At 70.0% G+C, this 18,788-nt stretch carries 16 protein-coding genes and 7 pseudogenes; 11 read left to right on the top strand and 12 right to left on the bottom strand.

Going from position 1 to position 18,788, the window contains the following annotated elements; translation table 11 throughout:
- Positions 1-113: 113 nt before the first annotated feature.
- Positions 114-1,184: a helix-turn-helix transcriptional regulator gene (locus ACFY0O_RS24815; protein WP_388950113.1), complete on the bottom strand. Its 1,071-nt coding sequence runs from the start codon at positions 1,182-1,184 to the stop codon at positions 114-116.
- Positions 1,185-1,282: 98 nt separating this feature from the next.
- Here ACFY0O_RS24815 and ACFY0O_RS24810 point away from each other — a divergent pair, with 98 nt between their 5' ends.
- Positions 1,283-1,684, top strand: coding sequence for a RidA family protein (locus ACFY0O_RS24810; protein ID WP_388950111.1), 402 nt, complete (start codon positions 1,283-1,285; stop codon positions 1,682-1,684).
- 535 nt (positions 1,685-2,219) lie between these two features.
- Here ACFY0O_RS24810 and ACFY0O_RS24805 read toward each other — a convergent pair.
- The 4 genes and pseudogenes from ACFY0O_RS24805 to ACFY0O_RS24790 form a co-directional block, all read right to left on the bottom strand.
- Positions 2,220-2,330: pseudogene (locus ACFY0O_RS24805) on the bottom strand (hypothetical protein); the annotation flags it as partial.
- Positions 2,331-2,618: 288 nt separating this feature from the next.
- Entirely contained in the window at positions 2,619-4,619 is a 2,001-nt protein-coding gene (locus ACFY0O_RS24800) for an MFS transporter (RefSeq protein WP_388950109.1), read from the bottom strand.
- A 394-nt stretch (positions 4,620-5,013) separates the two neighbouring features.
- Positions 5,014-5,478, bottom strand: a complete 465-nt coding sequence (locus ACFY0O_RS24795; protein WP_388950107.1) for a universal stress protein — start codon at positions 5,476-5,478, stop codon at positions 5,014-5,016.
- Between the two features lie 332 nt (positions 5,479-5,810).
- On the bottom strand, positions 5,811-6,206 hold the full coding sequence (locus ACFY0O_RS24790; RefSeq protein ID WP_388950105.1) for a T3SS effector HopA1 family protein: 396 nt from the start codon (positions 6,204-6,206) through the stop codon (positions 5,811-5,813).
- Positions 6,207-7,240: 1,034 nt separating this feature from the next.
- Between ACFY0O_RS24790 and ACFY0O_RS24785 the strand changes: the two genes are divergently transcribed.
- Positions 7,241-7,951 carry an intradiol ring-cleavage dioxygenase gene (locus ACFY0O_RS24785; protein ID WP_388950103.1) on the top strand — a complete coding sequence of 237 codons (711 nt, stop codon included), beginning with the start codon at positions 7,241-7,243 and terminating at the stop codon, positions 7,949-7,951.
- Positions 7,952-8,017: 66 nt separating this feature from the next.
- Here the strand turns inward: ACFY0O_RS24785 and ACFY0O_RS24780 are convergent.
- A pseudogene (locus tag ACFY0O_RS24780) lies at positions 8,018-8,149 on the bottom strand (CorA family divalent cation transporter); the annotation flags it as partial.
- Between the two features lie 354 nt (positions 8,150-8,503).
- Here ACFY0O_RS24780 and ACFY0O_RS24775 point away from each other — a divergent pair.
- Positions 8,504-9,562 (top strand): PP2C family protein-serine/threonine phosphatase, encoded by a 1,059-nt coding sequence (locus tag ACFY0O_RS24775; protein WP_388950100.1) that lies wholly within the window; start codon positions 8,504-8,506, stop codon positions 9,560-9,562.
- A 155-nt stretch (positions 9,563-9,717) separates the two neighbouring features.
- Here ACFY0O_RS24775 and ACFY0O_RS24770 read toward each other — a convergent pair.
- Together ACFY0O_RS24770 and ACFY0O_RS24765 are read right to left on the bottom strand one after the other, a co-directional pair.
- Positions 9,718-9,930: pseudogene (locus tag ACFY0O_RS24770) on the bottom strand (arsenic resistance protein); the annotation flags it as partial.
- A gap of 149 nt (positions 9,931-10,079) precedes the next feature.
- On the bottom strand, positions 10,080-11,171 hold the full coding sequence (locus tag ACFY0O_RS24765) for a hypothetical protein (RefSeq protein WP_388950098.1): 1,092 nt from the start codon (positions 11,169-11,171) through the stop codon (positions 10,080-10,082).
- Between the two features lie 1,014 nt (positions 11,172-12,185).
- Between ACFY0O_RS24765 and ACFY0O_RS24760 the strand changes: the two are divergent.
- A pseudogene (locus tag ACFY0O_RS24760) lies at positions 12,186-12,293 on the top strand (aminoglycoside 6'-N-acetyltransferase); the annotation flags it as partial.
- A 128-nt stretch (positions 12,294-12,421) separates the two neighbouring features.
- Here ACFY0O_RS24760 and ACFY0O_RS24755 read toward each other — a convergent pair.
- Positions 12,422-12,578 (bottom strand): annotated as a pseudogene (locus ACFY0O_RS24755) (hydrophobic protein); the annotation flags it as partial.
- Positions 12,579-12,801: 223 nt separating this feature from the next.
- On the opposite strand from ACFY0O_RS24755, the gene ACFY0O_RS24750 reads away from it, so the two are divergent.
- The 4 genes and pseudogenes from ACFY0O_RS24750 to ACFY0O_RS24735 all read left to right on the top strand — a co-directional run bounded on the left by ACFY0O_RS24750 (position 12,802) and on the right by ACFY0O_RS24735 (position 15,529).
- Positions 12,802-12,981 (top strand): CsbD family protein, encoded by a 180-nt coding sequence (locus ACFY0O_RS24750; protein WP_388950097.1) that lies wholly within the window; start codon positions 12,802-12,804, stop codon positions 12,979-12,981.
- Positions 12,982-13,230: 249 nt separating this feature from the next.
- Complete coding sequence (locus ACFY0O_RS24745) at positions 13,231-13,938, top strand: hypothetical protein (RefSeq protein ID WP_388950095.1); 708 nt, start codon at positions 13,231-13,233, stop codon at positions 13,936-13,938.
- Positions 13,939-14,226: 288 nt separating this feature from the next.
- Positions 14,227-14,952 (top strand): annotated as a pseudogene (locus ACFY0O_RS24740) (ISL3 family transposase); the annotation flags it as partial.
- 82 nt (positions 14,953-15,034) lie between these two features.
- On the top strand, positions 15,035-15,529 hold the full coding sequence (locus tag ACFY0O_RS24735) for a transposase (protein WP_388950643.1): 495 nt from the start codon (positions 15,035-15,037) through the stop codon (positions 15,527-15,529).
- A gap of 4 nt (positions 15,530-15,533) precedes the next feature.
- Here ACFY0O_RS24735 and ACFY0O_RS24730 read toward each other — a convergent pair whose 3' ends face one another.
- From ACFY0O_RS24730 to ACFY0O_RS24720, 3 genes are all read right to left on the bottom strand, one after another.
- Positions 15,534-15,830: a hypothetical protein gene (locus ACFY0O_RS24730; protein WP_388950093.1), complete on the bottom strand. Its 297-nt coding sequence runs from the start codon at positions 15,828-15,830 to the stop codon at positions 15,534-15,536.
- A gap of 297 nt (positions 15,831-16,127) precedes the next feature.
- Entirely contained in the window at positions 16,128-16,574 is a 447-nt protein-coding gene (locus ACFY0O_RS24725; RefSeq protein ID WP_388950090.1) for a DUF6228 family protein, read from the bottom strand.
- 24 nt (positions 16,575-16,598) lie between these two features.
- Entirely contained in the window at positions 16,599-16,943 is a 345-nt protein-coding gene (locus ACFY0O_RS24720; protein ID WP_388950087.1) for a hypothetical protein, read from the bottom strand.
- A gap of 351 nt (positions 16,944-17,294) precedes the next feature.
- Here ACFY0O_RS24720 and ACFY0O_RS24715 point away from each other — a divergent pair, with 351 nt between their 5' ends.
- From ACFY0O_RS24715 to ACFY0O_RS24705, 3 genes and pseudogenes are all read left to right on the top strand, one after another.
- Complete coding sequence (locus tag ACFY0O_RS24715; RefSeq protein WP_388950085.1) at positions 17,295-17,747, top strand: hypothetical protein; 453 nt, start codon at positions 17,295-17,297, stop codon at positions 17,745-17,747.
- A gap of 185 nt (positions 17,748-17,932) precedes the next feature.
- Positions 17,933-18,073: a hypothetical protein gene (locus ACFY0O_RS24710; RefSeq protein ID WP_388950082.1), complete on the top strand. Its 141-nt coding sequence runs from the start codon at positions 17,933-17,935 to the stop codon at positions 18,071-18,073.
- A gap of 395 nt (positions 18,074-18,468) precedes the next feature.
- Positions 18,469-18,702: pseudogene (locus ACFY0O_RS24705) on the top strand (IS5/IS1182 family transposase); the annotation flags it as partial.
- Positions 18,703-18,788: the final 86 nt, after the last annotated feature.

Here is an 18,788-nt window from a genome sequence, read left to right as displayed (position 1 = left end):
ACCGGGGCGGGGGCGGCATGCCCGCAGGGGCCCGCGTTGCTCCAGCCAACGGCAGATGTGTCGTCACCGGGCAACTCGGATGGCGACCACCCTGCTGGCCAGGACCGGGCGGGTCACGTTCGCGTCGCTGTTCCGCGTCCCGTAGCCGGAGTACGGGTTCTTGGACGCGCATCTGCCGGCCCGTCGTCCCTGGGGCGGCCTGTGCCCGGTGGTGTCCCGTAGCGTGTGGCGATCGTGGTGGCGCGGTCCCGGAGGGAGTCGCGCAGCCACTGCGGTGCCAGGGCCTCTGCGCTTGTACCGAGCTGCCACAGTGCCCATTCGGCGTGTCTGGCGTCCTGGAAGGTGGCCTCCAGGCGCAGCAGGTCGTCTGCGTCCGGCTGCTGGTTGTCGGCGCGGACGGCGAGCGCGGTGTCGAGCAGTTCCCCGCGCCGTGCCGGGTCCAGGCGGAGCAGCACGGTGACCTGGTCGCCACCGGTGCGGAACCGTGTGCTGCGTTCCTGCCAGGCCTGGTTGAGGTCGACACGGTCGGGTCGCTGTGCCGGCTCGTCGAGTTCCTCGGCGGCCAGAATCCGGGACATCCGGTAGGTGCGGTCCGCGCCGGACCTCGTGGCGAGCAGATAGCCGTGGCCGCGTGCGGTGACCAGCCCGATCGGGTCGACCGTACGCCAGGTGGGGGTGCTGTCCGCGGCCGCGTAGTGGATGCGCAGCTTGCGTCCGGCGAACACCGCGCGCCGCACTGCGGTCAGGACGGCTTCGGGTACCTCTTCGGTGGGTGAGCGGCGTGCGAGCAGGTCGGTTTCCGGCTCGATGAGCAGGCGCTGGGCGGCGCCGGCCGCGGTGGCCCGGGAGGTGTGGGGGAGCGCGTCGACCACTTTGCGCATGGCCGAGGAGAGGGCCGTGCCGAGACCGAACGCCTGCGCGCCGCGTCGCGATCCGGCGACCAGCAGGGCGAGTGCCTCGTCGTGGTTGAGTCCGGTGAGCTCGGTACGGAAGCCGGGGAGCAGGGCGAAGCCCCCGTGCCGGCCGCGTTCGGCGTAGACCGGGACGCCGGCTGCCGCCAGGGCGTCCATGTCGCGCAGCACGGTCCGGGTGGACACCTCCAGCTCGCGGGCCAGCTCGGGTGCGGACATCCGGCCGTGTTGCCGCAGGAGCAGGACCAGGGACACCAACCGGTCGGCACGCATCCGAGGAGCCTATCCGAATACATGACACAGGATGTCGTGATGGGTTGGGAGGGTTGGGGCCACGGAAAACACCCGTCCCGTAGGAGAGGTGCAACGACATGGCACACGAAGTGATCAACCCGGATGGCCTGCACGACCCGGTCCCGTTCGGTTACAGCCACACGGTCAGCGTTCCCGAGGGCTCGGCACTGGTGCTGGTGTCGGGTCAGTACGGGTCGGGCCCGGACGGCGCGGTCGTCTCGGGCGACTTCGCGGAGCAGGTGGGGCAGACGTTCCGCAACATCGGCGTCGCGCTCGCCGCCCATGGGCTGGGCCTGGGTGACGTCGTCCAGCTCAGGACGTACGTGGTCGACCACGACCCCGGCAAGCTCGGGCCGATCGCAGCGGCCGTGCGGGAGGGCTGGGGCGGGAAGCCGCCCACCCAGACCCTCCTCGGGGTGGCGAGCCTGGCCACGCCGGAGGTGCTGTTCGAGGTGGAGGCGGTCGCCGTCCGCCGCTGACAAGGCTGGGGCAGTCGGCCGCCGTACCATCGCGGGCGGCGGCGGGCTGTCTTTCGCGAGTTGATCCTCGCGCCAGTCCTCGGAGGCGGGGGTGAGCGCGGCGTTCAGCACGGCCGGTCCCTGGCGGCGAGCATGGCGGCGTCGGCCTCGGTTTATCGACCCGCAGTGTTGTCCGCACGGGTGACGGGCGGGTGTCCGCCCAGCTGGGACGGCCGCCGGAAGTCGGGTGATTGCCCGGCGATCGTCCACCCGGTCGCGGGCCCGGGGTCGAGCGTCCGCCGAACCCCGCCGCACCGGCCCCGCCGGTGCGACCAGGTCGGCGCCCTCGGCTTTTCCTCAACACCTGGGTCGTGTACAACACCCGTTGCATGGACGCCGCCGTCACTGACGTGACGTTTCGGGGCCTGCCCGGAGGACGGCCGGGTGGAGTGGTGCGGGATGGTGGACAGCCCGACGCCAGGCTGCTGCGGTGCTGCGGGTCGAAGAAGCCGCCGTTCTCGTCGTAGGTGACGATCAGCGCGGTTTTACTCCATACCTTCGGGTCGCTGGTGAGCGCGTCGAGGACGTGGGCGACATACCAGGCGCCGTAGTTCGCCGGGTAGACGGGGTGCTCGTTGAATAGCTCCGGGGCCGCGATCCACGACACCTGGGCAGCCGCCCGCTGCCCACGTCGCGGCGCAGATGGGCGAACAACTGGTCGAAGTCAGGCAGCCCGTTGGCGCCGATCGTGCTCTCGATGCGCGTTCCGGTGCGCGCCCTGCGGTACAGCGGACTGTCGGGGCCGGCGTTCTGGTACGCGGCGAAGTGCAGCAGTGATAGGCGTCGCAGATCCGTCGAGCCGCCCGTGCCGCTGCCGTCGAGTACGCCGAACCGCCCGCCCCCACCGACCATCCGCCACCGGGCCCACCCCGAGCCGCCCGGCGGCGCCGCGTCATCAGTCCGCCTCCCGCCGCGGGCGGAAGGCCGAGCCCTCGGCCAGGATTTCCAGCGCGTGGGCCCCCAGATCGAGCGGGTCCCGCGCGCCGCGGGCGGCCGGGTCGCGGGAGCCGTCTGCGTCGAGCTTTTCGCGCAGCGTGGCGGACAGCTCCTCCACGAGATCCCTCCCCTTGGGAGTCGGCTCCCGCGTCCGGTCGTCGGCGTGGAGCAGCGCCCGCGTCCGCAGGGACCGGAGGCGGGCGCGCAGCGCGGGCGGCGAGAGGCCCATGACCTCGGCGAGGTAGTGCGCGTCGGCCGTCTCGCAGTAAGTGACCAGGCACAGCAGCCAGATCTCGTCGAGGGAGACCTCGTAGCGCCGCCCCAGCTCCCCGGCCTTGCGCCGTACGGAACGCAGTCCGCCCCGGGCCAGGGTCTCCAGGGCCTCGCGCACGTGGTCGTCACCGGCGGGGAGGGAAGGGATGACGTTGCTGTCCTTGCGCACGCCGGTGGCCGTCATCGTCCGCCGCAGGGGAACGGCTGGGACGGCGCAGGCGAACGCCAGCACGAGCAGGGACACGGCCAGCCCGGCGAGGAACACCTCGTCCACGGCCGCCTCGTAACCGCCGAGGTAGGCCTGCCGGGCGGTTGGGGTCAGGCTCTCCGGAGCGATGGGCCGACCCATACGGATGCGCTCGGCCTCCGCGGCCGTGAACCGGCCCACGTCTGCGTCGCGGACCAGGTTGTCGACGAGCCTCCTGTTGAGGACCGCTCCGAACAGGGCCGCCCCGTAGATGCTGCCCAGGTTGCGGAAGAAGACCACCGCTGAGGTCACGACGCCCACGTCCTCGTAGGCACACGCGCTCTGCGCCGCGATCAGGGCGATCGGGGAGACGAGCCCGAACGCCACTCCCAGCACCGCCAGCACCGCGCCGTAGGCCAGGGCCGAGGCAGCCTTGGGCAGCGCGACGAACAGCAGCAGCCCCGCGACGAGGAGCACGGCCCCGATGATCGGGAAATGACGGTAGCGGCCGGTCCGTGCGATGGCACGGCCGATGGCGGTGTACGTCAGCAGCCAGGCGAGGGACGTCGGGAGCAGCATCATGCCCGAGACGGTCGGTGACCCCTCCCGGACCACCTGGAAGAACAGGGGCAGGTAGTTCACGATGCCGGACTCGACCACCCAGAAGAAGAAGGTCAGCGGAGCCACGGTGCGGAACACGCGCTCGCGCACCACCCGGCCGGGCAGCAGCGGTTCAGGGTGGCCGCGTTCGACCCACCGAAGCAGGACGCCGAGGGCCACGACCCCGGCGAGGAGCAGGAGCATCGGCAACGAGAGCCAGGGGTAGACGACCCCGCCCCAGGTCACCAGGAGGGTGGTCCCGCACGCACAGGCCGCGATCAGCAGACTGCCCCAGTAGTCGATCCGGGGCCGCCCGGTGGCCCGCTCAGGACGCAGACAGGCGGCGAGCAGTCCGATGACCGCCAGCCCGAACGGCAGGTTCGGATAGAACGCCCAGCGCCACGAAGCGTGCTCCACGAGTAGACCGCCCAGGAAGGGCCCCAGCACGTACGCCACAGCCGCCGCTCCCGCGACGTACGCCTGGTAACGGCCGCGCTCGCGAGGGCCGACGACGCCGGTGAGGACGGCAGGCGCGATGGCCCACATGCCGCCGGCCCCGACACCCTGCACAGCACGGAAGCAGATCAGTTCGGGCAGCTCCTGCGCGCGCGAGCACAGCACCGAGCCGAGGAGGAAGAGGACGAGCCCGGTCTGCAGGAGCGGCTTGCGGCCGAGCAGGTCACCCAGCTTGCCCCAGATCAGAGCGGAGCCGGTGACGGCGAGCAGATAGGACGTCACCACCCAGGACAGGTGCTGGAGGTCACCCAGGTCGGCGGCGATGGTCGGCAGCGCCGTGGCCAGGATCGTGGAGTCCATCGAGCCGACGAAGGTGATCAGCACCAGCGCGGTCAGCACCAGCCGGTCCCGGGCGCCAAGCCGGACACCGTCAGACGAGGACAAGGGCGCCTCCGGAGTCCCTCACACCCAGCTCCCCGTCCGCGGTCTGCGCAAGCCCTGAAGGACCATCGCAGGGTTCGCGCCCACTGCCGGTGCGCCATCCGCTCACCGGACTCCCCAACCACCCTTTCAGCGCAACGGACGGTCGACGGAGGAGTCGGGAGGTGCATGGACGCCGCCGGTGTGGCCGAGGGCGCACCGGCGCACAGGGTCTCGTCAGTGCCCGGCGCTCATGGTTGCGCAGATCCAGAGGTCGACCACCGTGTGGGCGGATGTGAGAAGAGGGTCGCCACTCTCGCGTCCGGTGGCGGCGCCCAGGGCGCGGCCGAAGGGAGCCCCTCTCGGCCGTGCCCGGGAACCGCGCGGGAGGTGGTGATGGCAGGTCTGTCGGCCCGGCTCAAGACCGACCCTTGGTGGCGACGATCACCGGCACCGGGGATCGGTGCAGGCACTTGCGCACCAACGAGCGAGGTGCCGGCCAGAAGGCGGAGCCGAGCCGGTCGACCAGAACGAGGACGTCATCAGGACCGAAGGCGAGACTGGGGAGCACCTTGCCAGGTGTGCCGCGCACCACCCGGCGCTCGACTGTCACGTCTTCCAGTTCGGCACCCCGACACGCCGTGTCCAAGAGGTCACGCGCCTTGCGCTCCAACGCCGCGCACATCTCGGGGCACGGCATCTGCAGTTCGGCGAGCTCACCTCCATAGGGCGTCCAGGTCGCGACCGCGACCAGGTCGGCCTTGCGCCGCCGGGCCTCTGCGGCCCCCCGCCGCAATGCGGCTACGCCCGATTCGGCACTCTCCACACTCACGACGACACGCCCGCGCGATGCCACGTGACTCCCGGACTTGATGGTGTTCATCAGAACCTCCGTACAGCGTATATCTCGGGGGGTAGTCGACCTGTTGCAGTGCGTGAGTGAAGCGGTCGCTCGGCTACCGGGGCCATTCGCAGTGATGCCCAGGGTGCTCGCCCTACGAGGGCTGCGATCAGTTCGTTCGTGTTCCCTGATGACCGTCCTGCTGGCGGTATCCACTCCACCATCTCTTCGCGGCAGGCCTGTCCTCCACTCGGACGAGCGGAGGGATGAACGGAAGGCCGCTGGGAGACCGTTGCGATAACCCACGCCGAGGCTCAAGGCCCCCAGCTCGCCCCGTCGTACCCTGCGGCGTCTGTCATCAGGCCTTTCCAGCGTCACGGGTCCAGGGTGGGTGAGCCGGTGTTGCGGTCGGGGGAAAGTGGATCGATGCCCGCCTCGGTGAAGGCTCCACCGACGGCCTCGTCGCAGGAGAGCGGCTCGCAGGCCGAGGCGTGGCGGATCAGGCCGTCGGCGAGAGCTGCGGCCCGGTGCTCGCCGAAGCTCAGGTGGGCGTAGCCGGGCCGGATGTCGTCCGGTTCCCACGCCATCGCGAGTCCCGGCGAAAGCCGGCGGGCGAGGATGGAGGTGGTCGTTCCTGTGCCGGGAAGCCCCGCCAGGGCCTTCGGCAGGGCGGCTGCGAGCTGCCAGGCGTCGGCTCCGAGGTGGACGACCATGGCGTCGGTGCGCGGACAGCGGCCGGGCGAGGAGAGTATCTTCGCGCGGTAGCACACCTGGGTCGTCTCCCCGCCGAGATCTTCCCTACCCCCGCCGGATGAGCTTCGCCGCCTGCAGATCCACGAGGAGAAGACGGTCGCCCGGCCGGCCGTTGTCATCACGGGCTTGTTGACCGGCGACGAGAGCGACATCCGTACGGTCCTGCGGTTGGACGTGCATCCTGCCGACGGGCTTGTGGTGCGTGACATGCTGGCCCAGCTGCTGCATGAGAGCGGACAGGTGATCGCCGAGGGCCCCCTACGGGAGGCGGCCACCTCGGCCTGCGGCGGATGCGGCTGCGGTGCAAACGGGGATGGGCCCAGAACTCGTCTGATCCACACCTACCTTCCCGACGTCGGCGCCGGTGCGGCGCCTCGCATCCTCCGTGACAACGACGAGGTTCGGAGACGGCTTCGCCCCGGTGCGTTTGAGGAAGGATTGGTCATCAACGCAGTGGTTTCGACGGCGGGAGAGGGGGAGAGCAGTTGTCGGCCCTTCGCTCGTCGAGTGACAGAGGACGCACCTGGCAGTTGCTCGTCTTGCGTGTTGTACCGGATCGGTCGTGACCGCTCTCCTGCTCGCATCCGCGATGGGCAAACGTGGGTCTCGTGTGTAGTGCCGTGTCAGCTGACATCGATGCACATTGGTCGCGAGACCCGGGGCTGTTCCACCGTTCCTTTGGCAGACCCGAGTTTTCGGGGCATCGGTGCGCCGGCTGACCCCTCAGGGCGGGCGGCCGGCTCCGGGCTGATTCCGTCAGCGGACGCCTGGCCGGGCCCGGGAGGCTGGGCGACCGCAGGCTGCGTGGGTCACCGGAAGGCAACATCCCGAGCCGTTGGTGGCTCCACTGTGGGCCGGAAGAACAGATCAGCCCCGGCGTAGGCCGCCGAGAGTGACGCCATCTCCAGGCACCGTCAGTGGTGGCCGAGGCGTACTGGCCGGACGGCTCGGGGTTGGCCCGTGTCGGTCACCCCGTCGTCCGTGACCGGCGGGCACAGTGGTGCGCGGGCCGTCACGGCGCGACGGCACACCTACGTCGAAGGAAGCCCTCATGGCCGAACATGACGCTGCCCCCGCGACCCGGCGCGCGGTCCTCTTCGCGGCAGGAACGGCCGGGGTGATCACGCTCGCCTCGGCCTTGGCCGCTTCGGCCGCTGAGGGCACGGGCGTGGACGAGGGCGCCGGCCTCTCCCCGGATCCGGCCCCGCCCGGCGCTGCCGCCGCCCCCCGCTGCGTGCTCACCACCGAGTGGGGATCCGGCCCGTACTACCTGGACCTGGACCTGGTCCGTTCCGACATCACCGGGGGACGCCAAGGGGTCCCCTTCCGGCTCGACCTGACCGTCGTCCGCACCTCACAGGGGTGCCGGCCGGTCGAAGGGGCCGCCGTGGACGTGTGGCAGGCGGACGCCGCCGGGGAGTACTCCGCGAAGGGGGCCACCTGGCTGCGCGGTACCCAGTTCACCGACAGCGCGGGCCGGTGCACCTTCCGGACGGTCGTGCCCGGCTGGTACGCCGAGCTGGCCCCGCACATCCACTTCAAGGTGCGACCGGACAACCACTCCGAAACGTCCTCACAGCTGTTCTTCCCCGAGGGTTGGCTGAAGCAGTTGTACACGCGGCCGCCCTACTCGCAGCGCGAGGTGCCCGCGCATCCCAACGAGCGTGACGACCGCTACCGGGAGTCCGGCGCCGCGCTGACCCTTGCACCCGACGCCGACGGCCCCGGCTTCCGGGCCGCCTACACGATCGGCATCACCTGACCCGGCCCCCCCGCAGCCCCCTCCGGACGACCGTCGACGGTCAGAGCAGGCGTTGCGGCGGAAGGCGCAGTAGAAGAGGCCGGATGCCAGGGGCAGGAAGGCGACGGCCAGACGGTAGCCGGGGCTCCACCCGAGCTCCGGCATGTGCTCGAAGTTCATCCCGTACACCCCGGCGACCATGGTCGGAACGGCGAAGATCGCCGCCTACGCCGAGAACCGCCGCATGTCGCCCCGGGCGGATCCGACAGGAGCCGTAGACCAGTGTGACTGTGCACGATAGGTGCCGGGATGGACGGATGCGATGCACAGGGGCGGGGCCCCGGCGTGACAGGGCGGCTGGCGAGTGGCCCGGCACCCCTGGGAGCCGTGCGCGGCGGCCCATCGACAGGAGGCCGTCAGGGGCGCAGGCGCGGTCAGTGGTCATGCGCAGCGCACGACCTTCGGAGCGGCGCGTTCCTGCATCGGGGAGGCGAGTGGAAGGCTTGGGGCATGACTTCGCGACCACGGCGGGACCTCCGGCGGTCCTGGCAGCCGGGTCATGCGCCCGCGCTGATGGTGATCCCTGTGGGTCTGATCGTCGCGGTCTGCGTGGTGGACGTGTTGGCTCCAGCGCACATTCACCTCGGGCCTCTGCTGGTGGCGGCGCCGGCGATCACGGTGGCGTTCGCGGGCGCTCGCGTGACGGCTCTGATGGGAGTGCTCGCGGTGGCGGCCCAGGTGCTGATCGGTGTGCTGAGGGAGAGCCTGTCCTCCGCCAACATCCAGGCTCAGATCGCCGCTCTGGTCGTCGTCTCGGCCGTCTGTGTCGGCATCTGCGTGCTGCGGGACCAGCGGGAGCGACAGCTGCACCGGGTGCGGTCCGTCGCCGAGGCGGCGCAGAGCGTGCTGCTGCAGCCCCTGCCCGGCCGCGCCGGCCCGCTACGGGTCGCCGGCCTGTACATTCCGGCCGAGGAGGAAGCCCATCTGGGTGGCGACCTGTACGCAGCCGCGCGGACCGATCACCACAGCACCCGGCTCCTCATCGGCGACGTCCGCGGCAACGGGCTGGCCTCGATCAACAACACCGCCCTGCTGCTCGGCGCCTTCCGTGCGGCCGCCCACCGGCAGGCCACCCTGCCCCGCCTCGCCATCCACCTGGACGCCGCCTTCCGCTGGGACAGCAGCCAGTGGCGCCCGGGGACGGAACAGGACACCGACGAGGACTTCGCCACTGCGATCCTGCTCGACATCCCCGACCACGAACCGCTCGTCCACCTCATCAACTGCGGCCACCCACCGCCGCTGCTCCTGCGCGGCACTCACGTCACCGCCCTCACGCCGGAGAAGAGCTACCTTCCGATCGGACTCGGCGGCGCCTTCGGCATGCCCGCCTACGAGGTCCAGACGTTTCCCTTCGAGGTCGGCGACCTCCTCCTCCTGTACACGGACGGCGTCATCGAGGCACGTGACGCCGGCCACCACTTCTACCAGCTCACCGACCGCGCGCCCTCGTGGACCAACGACGACCCTGCCGAGTTCCTCCACGCCCTCCATGACGACCTTCTGGCCCACGTCCACGGCCACCTGGACGACGACGCGGCCGCAGTCGCGATCCGCCGCCTGGCCCTCTGACTCCCGGTCCTGGCCCACCTCCGGGAGGAACGACTTTCGAAGGATGGTCAGCCGGCGGGCCAACTACCGCGCACAAGGGCCGACCAGCGTGCTCAAAGGCCACCTATCGCGCTCAGCCACATCATGTGTGACTGTGCAAGCTACCTGGCACCGATGGACACCACCACCGCGGCGGACAGGAACCGACCGTCACGCAGCGACCGCAGCACCTCGGTGACCGGCACCTGGAGGCAGGCGACGAACAGCAGCGCGCCGAGGACCGGGTTGATCGCGCTCTCCAGCCCCGGACCGAGGCCGGGGGCCGTCCATCCGAGCAGACCGCCTACGGCCATCGCCGCCAGGTAGATCGCCACCTGGTGGTGTTCCATCCGCTCGACCAGACCCTGCGGCCCCTGCTGCGATACCCGAACTGCTCCTTGGTGCTCCGCTGTGCCGCCCTTTTTGGCGGCCGCGCGTCGCCCGCCGCATCGGGTACGAGGGCGGCTGCCCTGCCGTCCATGGCCGGCGCAGCACGAGCTCAGGCGTAGAGGGCGCCGACGGCGTCGAAGAGGTCCACCTCGCGTCCTCGTTCGTCCACGGCGCGGCGGCCGGGGTCCAGGTAGTAGAGCTCCGCAGGTCGCCTGGCCGGAGAGCTGTTGATGATGCGCTCCAACGGATACATGCCGAGCATGATGCCGGGGCTGGTCTGGTAGCCGGCGCTTCTGATCCCGTCGAGCACGCGCTCGGCGCGGTCGAGGATCTTCCACTCCCTGTAGTCCTCGACGTGGATGCCGAGGTCCGTGCCGTTGCCCTCGTGTACGACGGCAGTGCGCAGAGCCTCCACCAGGTAGCTCGCGGTACCGAGTGCGGCCATGTCACGAGGCGGCTGAGTGTCGAGCAGAAGTGTCCACGCCGCGTCGCCGGTGGCAGCCAGGTCATCCAGCAGGGCCTCCAGGCGCGGCACGGCGTTCCTGGCCACATCAGCGCGTATCGGGGAGGCGAGCGCATCCAGGCCGTCGGATGCGCGGACCGTGACGTCGTCGCGCGCGACCTCCTTCAGTTCGGCGTGCAAGCGGTCCCGGAAGAAGTCGACCAGGCGGTCGTGCCGCAGATCGACGAGGTCGAACCACTCCAGGAGCAGGCCGGGGCTTGCCAGTTGGCGGCGGAACGCGTCGAGCAGGTACAGGTAGTACTGGACGCGTGGTATATCGATCGTGACGGTCAGCAGTGCATCGGGCGGGGTCGCGGAGGCCACATCCGCGATGGCGCGCGTCTGCCGCAGAACGGCTTCGTACTCGTACAGGGAGAGCTCCGGATCCGCCCACACGCGGGTAAGGCGGTGTGAAAGAGAATTCTTCCGGGGTGACAGGACATCGAGCTGTCCACCTGCTTCGTCGAAGACGCGCACGGCTCGCGCGCCGAAGAGGCAGGGGCCCGTTTTGAAATTGACGTGGTCCGGCTTCATACCCCCATCAGGTATGGCCTTGGCGCCCTGGAGGTGAAGGAACTGCGGCTGCGATCGGGCGAAGCGTGCCTCGGCGAAGACGACGGTGTTCTCCTCGTCCCCTGGATGGAAGCAGAGGGCACTGCGGGCGTCAGCCGGATACCCGCATCCGAACAGTGCTGCCACGCGGTCAAGTCGGTGCGCGGCACGCGTCGACGCCCGATGGAGTCTCCCCTCGTGACGGGAGCGTAGGGCGTCATGCTGAGTCCCCAGAGGCACGAAGTGTGCACGGGTGACGCCCGGAAGGGGGTGTGGACCGTCTCCGGTGTCCAAGGTGCTCAGTCGGAAGCGTGGGAGCTGTGCGCTGTCACCGTGGAGGACGGTGGCGAGGCGGGAAGGGGAGCTGGCGGCGTTCTTGGGGCCCGTACCCTTCCCGTCCACCGGACGGAAGACCGCCGGGACGTTTCCAAGGGGAACGGACAGTGATGTCCTCTGCGAGCTCATTCCACACGCCTTTCAGTTCGGTTCGGTGCCGGGTGGTGCTCAAACGGGCCCTCCCCCTGCCGGATCGTTTTCCCCTGTCGGCTCTCGCGGCCGAAGTACCGGCCTCAGCCTTCTACGGACGGGCGCCCGGAAGCGAGGAGCAGAAGGCCCCCACCGTGGTGTGGGGCGTGACCGCGGCCCTGTGGCCGAGGGGGGCCGACGAGGCGGTGACCTCGTAAGCGGCACTCTGACTCGCCGCGGCGGCCGCGCGAGCGTGGACCGGGCCTTCGGATGCCTGTGCTGCGTAAGCCAGGCCGATCAAGGCGAAGGTCGCGGCTGCCATCCCTGCGGTCGAAAGGACTCGGTGGGTACGCATGATCTGGTCCTCCTGGAGGCCGGGACCCATCGGTGCGATGCCGGATCGGGCAGGTCCCCTCGGGGATGGGCTTTGGGTCACAGATGGGCTTGGTTCCTCAGGCACCGACCCGTTCAGTGAAACCGCCGGGCCCCTGCGGGCGCGTCGCACGTCCGGAGGACACGGGGGGATGAACGGGCCCGACCAAGAGCAGGGCCGGGCTGCCGCCAGGAGGATGTCGGCGGGGCCGGGATGGCGGTGGACCCGGGCTGCGGGCCGCCGGGCTTCCACGGCCCGGCTCAGGGCGGCGGCCGTGACCTGCGGCGGGGGTGGCGGCCGGGGCCGCGTCGGCGGGGCACTCTCCCGTCTGCCGGCACGCCGGAATCGACATGTTCCTCCACCCCGGTCACCGGCTCCGCGGTTATGGGACCGACGCCGTCACCACACTCGCCACCTGGCTGTTCGGGTCCTGAGGACACCACCGCGTCACGATCGATCCCGCTACCGGCAACACTGCCGCCAGGCTTCGCCGTGAACCACGATCCGCGACCGAGTGCCGTTCCGGACCGGAGGCTTTCACGGCCCCTGTCACGTCGGGGCAGCGGTACCAGCGGCCGGAACTGTTCCTCGGGCGGGGACGAACCCGAGCAGCCACAGCACCAGCACCGCGGCCGCGACCCACCAGAGGACCTTCAGCGTGAAACCGGCACCGACAGGATCAGGGCGAGCAGGAGAACGAGGAGCAGGGGAGCCATGGTTATCAACCTCCGAAGCACCGGATGCCCGGTACTCCCCGCCCATGCGCGGATCTTCACCGGTTTTCCATCGACGCAGGCGCGCAACGGCGAGCGCATCGGTCCACCGGGAAGGCGGGGTCCGGGGACGCTCGTACGTGGTCGCGAGAGGGTGAGGTTTATCGGCCGGGCTCGGGAGCATGCGAGGGTCACGATCCATCCGGCACGTCACGAGGAGGTCCCCATGTCGGGCACCGAGAAGGCCAAAGCCCACGTCGAGCAGGCCGAGGGCAAGGCCGAGGAGATCGTCGGCAGGGCCGTCGGCAACGAGCGGATGACCGCCGAAGGCCATGCCGACCAGTTCAAGGGCAACGCCCGCCGGGCCAAGGAAGACGTCAAGGACACCTTCCGAAAGGGACGATGACCGGCCGCGGCAACGACCGGGCCCCGACCTCCTCCCCCTGGGTCGGGGCCCGGCCCCTGCCACGAACCGAACACTTGCCGCTCTGCGTTCAGACCCCTTCAGACCCTCATCCTGCCGACTTTCCGCGCACCAGGCATTCCGCGACGACCATGATCGCCAGGCCTCACTGCGCCATCGCGCCACTGCGCCCGCTGACCTCTGCCGCTGCCTGCCTCGACGCCTGAGACGCTCCAGTAGGCTGCGCTGGTCGTGGACACGCACGCCGCACCCGAACAAACCCAGCACCACGCGATCGCTTGTGGTCCGCCGATCCGGCAGCTCTTCCGGGACGTCATCGCCGATCGCCTGCCGGACCGCATGCCGCTCCAAGCGGCGATGCTGTTCCACTCGGAGATCGACCCCGACTGGGACGACCGGGCCTTCCTCGCCGAGTTCTACAACGAGATCCTCCACCAGGACACCTGCCAGCCCTACACCGCCGACGGCCTCGCCCTGCTCGCGGCCCTGGCCGTCGACGACCGGATTCCCGCCCGACACCGGTTCCAAGCCGTCGACCTGCTGTTCCGTGCCGCCACCGTCGCCGAGCGCAACCTCGCTGAAACCTGGCCGGCCACCCCGCAACATGCCGATCCCGACAGCGAGGCCCGGGCCCGCAACGCGGTCCAGTTGCGCACCCCTGATCTGCTGGCCCGCTGGTCCGCCGAATGCCCCGCAGTCCGGCTCGCCCTCGCCGGCCTCGCCGTCGTCTTCCCGACGGACCGCACTCTGCCCGCCCTGGCAGCGCGCCTGCACACCTCCATGAACCAGCACCCGCAGGGCACCGACATCGGTGACTACGTGCGCTTCGTCCTTGTATTGGCCGCCCAAGACGACAGCCGTACCCTCGCGGTGACCGAAAAACTCACCGACGCCTGCCGCCAGGGGCGCGAGCCCTCCACCTCCTCGGCCAGATGCTGACCAGGGTCGGAGCCGGACTCACCCGGCCAGGGACCGCCGGGCAGTGATGCCCCGCGGGAGCTGCCAAATCCCGGGTTCTGGCACAGCTTCCGTGCAGTGGCCACCGTGAGTGAAGGCTGAGCGTCGCCGGGCAGCGCTCGAAGTCGCCCAAAAATGAGCCGTGGTCAGGGCAGTCGGGCTGACAGTGCGGGGCTGTGGACGAGGTCGTGCTCCGACTGAAGGAGCTGTTGTTCCCGTCGATCGCGAACGTCGCGGTGCTGTCGGTGGACGTGGGCATCGCGATGGTGCGTGTTGACGCGAAGTGCACCGCGACTGACGCCGCCTGCCCGGACTGCGGAGCCTGGTCGACCCGTGTTCACAGTTCCTGCCTGCGGTTTTCCTGCCGACGTGCCCAGCGCCGGGCGCAGGGTCGTGCTGCAGCTTCGGGTCCGGCGATTCCGGTGCCCGACGGCCTTGTGTCGGCGCCGGACCTTCGTGGAGCAGATATCCGGCCTGACCGGCAGGCATGGTCAGCGCCCGGAACGACTGCGCTCGACCCTCGCGGCACTCGGTCTCGCCCTGGCTGGCCGGGCCGGCGCCCGGCTGGCCGCCGTCCTCGGCGTGTCCGTGGGCCGGAGCACTGTCTTGTGCCTGGTCAACGCACTGCCCGAGCCGGAAGTACCGGCGCCGCGGGTGGTCGGTGTCGACGAGTACGCCACCCGCAAGGGCTGCCACTACGGCACCGTCCTCGTGGATGTCGAAACCCGCCGTCCAATCGATCTCCTCCCAGACCGGGAGGCATCCAGTCTGGCGGCGTGGCTCGCCCAGCGGCCACGCGTCGAGGTGATCTGCCGGGACCGAGCACCGTTCTTCGCCGAAGGCGCCGCCGCCGGAGCACCACAGGCCATCCAGGTCGCGGACAGGTGGCACCTCTGGCACAACCTGAGCGAAGCGGCCGAGCGGAAGGCAGGCCACAGCCAACGCTCGGTCCAGCAACAACTCGGGATGACCTGGCGGGCCGTCAAACAGCTCGCCGATGCCGCGAAGCCGGAGGACCTCTCCACCGGACAATGGCAGAACCGGCCCTCCGTTCTCGACGACTACAAGCCTTACCTGGATGACCGCTGGGACGAGGGGCTGTACCAACGCCTGGACACTCTGGAAGGAGATCCTGCCCCTCGGCTACAAAGGCAGCTACCAGCGCGTCCGCGCCTACCTGCACGACAAGCGCACCTCACCACGGCCGGTGACTGCCGGGCCGCCCTCGCCCCGCGCCTTGGCCGGATGGATCCTCCGACACCCGGACACCCTCACCGAGTCCGAGCAGCTTCAACTCAAGTCCGTCCGCACACGCTGCCCCGAACTCGACGCCTTGACCGGTCACGTCCGGTCCTTCGCGACCATGCTCACCGAGCGCCAGGACGACCTTCCCAGCCTCCCCACTCTCGCTGCGGGCATCCACCGAGACCTCGATGCCGTCATTGCCGGCCTGACCCTGCCCTGGAATTCCGGAGTCGTCGAAGGCCACGTCAACCGGATCAAGATGCTGAAGCGTCAGATGTTCGGCCGCGCTGGCTTTGACCTCCTGCGTAAACGAGTCCTGCTGGCGTGACGTCCTAGACCGGCTCCTCGTACACATCGATCTCGGAGGGCACCCGAGCAAGCAACAACTCGAGGTGCCCCTCCATGGCGGCGAGCCACTCGTCGAGGTCCGCGTCGGCGTCGTGGAAGAACCAGGAGTTGAAGCTTCCCAGGGCCTCCAGGGCGGGTTCGCACTCGTAGCGGAGTTCGCAGTGCATCTGTACGTAGCGGTCGTGCTCACCACCGTCGTCGCTGATGTCGAACTGTCGCGTGAGGTCCACCGTGAACATCGGACGCCCGCTGAAGGCGTACGTGCCGTACTGGAAGAGCAAGCCGTCTGAGTCGGGGGTGGGCGCAGTCGCAAAGCGCTGCCGCGCGAATCGCATGAAGGCCAGCCATGCAGCCCGCGTGGTCAACTCGGTCCTCGTCGATCGCTCGACCTCCAGCTCGGCACGCAGGACATCGAGGGCTCCCTCTATCCGGGGTCTGTCGTGCACGTCAGCTCTCCTCGGTTCGTGAATCAGCACCCTAACCTCGCAGGGCCGGATCAAATCCAGTCCTGACCAGCGAGGCAGCCCCCATTGCTGCACGGAAGCTGTGCCAGAACCCCTAGAAGTGAACAGAGCTACTCAGCCGAGGTTGCCCCTGAGGAACGTGGCAATGCGGGCGGAGAGGTTGCGCATGTCCTCGCCGGCCGCATGAGCCGTGGTGATCTCGAAGTTCCAGTCTTCCTCGGGCGGCCGGGGGCGGATGCCCCACGTCAGATGGACATATCCCCGCGAGCGGTGCTCCGCGGAGAGGGTCAGATCGCCTTCCAAGGAGCGCCAGGTGCGAAGCCCTTCCCAGCCTTGGAACTCCTCCGCCAACGAGGAGAGGAAGGTGTCGAGGCCGTCGCCGCTCCATGTGCGCACCGATGTCTCGATGCGCACCCCTTGCCCACGGGCTCTGACGAGGAAGTCCAGCGTCGGGTCGTCACCGTAGAGTTTCGTCGGCTCGGAAAAGACCAGGTGGACGGCCCGCTGCGCTGTCTCGCCCACACGTACGCATGGGCCGTCGATGATGCTGTCTTCGATCATCTGCGGAGGCTACGAGGGTCGCGCTCAACTGGCCAACTGAAATGCACAGTCACAATGCGGCGGGCCGCCGAGAACGCTCCGGCAGCGGCCCGCAACCTGATGGCCGCCCACGATTGCGAGGCCGTGATGACCACGCCCTGGCCGACCCGGCGCACAGCGCGCCGTCCGCTCGGCGGCTTCGCGTAGCTCGACCTCCCGGACGGCGGCTGTGGCGTCGGCGGCGAGCTCGGCCTGGACGACGTCGTCGACGTCCGGGTCGTAGACGGTGCCCGCCGGCAACGCGGTGAGCAGCTGGTCGATGCGCTCCCACTCGGCGATCTCCGCCGCGCCGCAGCGGTGCTCGGCCCGGCCATCTCGACCGGGCGGCACGGCTCGGCGTCAGAGTGAGTGCCGTCCAGTCGGCGCGGCGTGGCGGTCTGCACACCAACCAGGTCGCCAGCTCCCACCACGGCGCGGTGCCCTCCTGTTCCCGGGTGGTGCCGACGGCTACGTTCTTCTCGGCCGGTTCACGGTGGCGTGCGGTCTCGGCGGCGGGCCTGTGTGGGTGCGGCGGCGGGACCGGCGTCAAGACGCTGGCTCCGGGCCACGCCATCGCAGTCGGCGAGCACGCCTCGCTACTCTGGCGTCCCTTCCTCGTACGGGGCCAGTACCCCGAAACACCCCAAAGCGTCCTTGTTTCCCCGATACGCTGCCCTCCACCGGCAATCCGAGGAGCACGCTGTGACCCGACTTCGGCACCTTCTGACCGCATCCACCGTGGCGGCCGCGTCCCTGCTCACCGCCGTCCTGGCCACCGCGCCGGCCGAAGCAGCCGGAAAGTCCTGGGGCAAGCTCTATGCCCGCGACGACTCCGGGAAGCTCGCCCGCGCCTACGGGGACTTCGCCAACAACGGCGGCGTCTACGCCACCGTCGGCGCCAACTGGGACGACCTGCGCCGCAGCGACCACAACCCCGTCTACGTCGAAGCGGAGTTCTTCTTCCTCAAGAACGGGAAATGGGAGAGCGCGGGGACAACCCAGACCCCGCGCACCGACACCTCCGCCAGCGGCTCCATGTCGCGCAAGCTGCGTCACGACGCCCACGCCGCACGCGCCGTCATCAAGGTGTGCGTCGACCGGGCGCACTGGTCCGACATCTGTTCGCCCCAAGCGGTCGTCTCGTTCAGCTACTGACGCTCAGGGGACGACGGCGTTCGCGTCATTGCGCCGAGTACGGCTACGCCGACACCAGCACGGCGGACTACGAGGAGGACCACCTCATCGCGCTCAGCCTCGGCGGAAACCCCACGAGCCCGCAGAACCTGTGGCCAGAGCCCCGCTACCAGGCCGGCGGCTCCACGGCGGGCGACAAGGACACCGTGGAGTACAAGCTGTACCAGGCGGTCTGCGCGGGCACCATCCAGCTCGCCCCGGCACAGCGCGCCATCGCCACCGACTGGACCACAGCCCTGGCCGCCGTCGGCATCAACAGACAACCGCCGCCCCTGCGCCGCACTTGAACAGCCCTCCGGTTTCCCGGCTTCCACTCCGGATCCCTCCCCGCGGAGGCGCACGCCGGGGGCCGGCCCGGCCGCTACCGCCGATCTGCTGATCACCACCGCGCTGCGGAGGTTCGCTGCCGGTGCGCAGCCGGCGGTGGACACGCTGCGCACGGCCCGGAATGCACACGCGCTCCGGGCCGCCCTGCTGCACTCGGATACAGGGGCCGCAGGTGCTCTGGCCGGCCGACTGGCCGACATGCTCGCTGCTCTCGAGGAGACGCGCTTGTGTGATCGCGTGCGGACACGGGCGGGGCTGGCGGCGTCGGTGTAGGAGGTCAGTGCGGCTGATCGCCCGTAGGGGGCGGCTGTGCCGCCGGGCCGTGACCGGAGCGTTCCGGCCGGCATTGACCGACCAACACACCATCCCCGAGCCGAAGGACCAGCGGGCCAACCGCCGACGCCGGGGGAGCCGGGGCGGCAGGCCGGCCGGGTTCGACAAAGAGATGTACAAGCGCCGCAACGAGATCGAGCGCACGGTCAACCAGCTCAAGCACTCCAGGGCCGTGGCCACCCGCTACGACAAGCGCGCCTACGTCTTCACAGGCACCGTCGCCCTGGCCTCGACCCGCCTGTGGCTCAGGCCGTAGGCCGTTCCGCCACTCCAAGTCCGGACCCTGCACCACACTTCTGCGCAGCCTCCCGGCTGACGCTACGTCGATGTCGGACGGTACTC

This window comes from Streptomyces sp. NPDC001594 (genome assembly GCF_042893675.1).
Taxonomy (GTDB): Bacteria; Actinomycetota; Actinomycetes; order Streptomycetales; family Streptomycetaceae; genus Streptomyces.
Note: the sequence above shows the minus strand (reverse complement) of the source record. Positions and strands in the feature narration are given on the sequence as shown.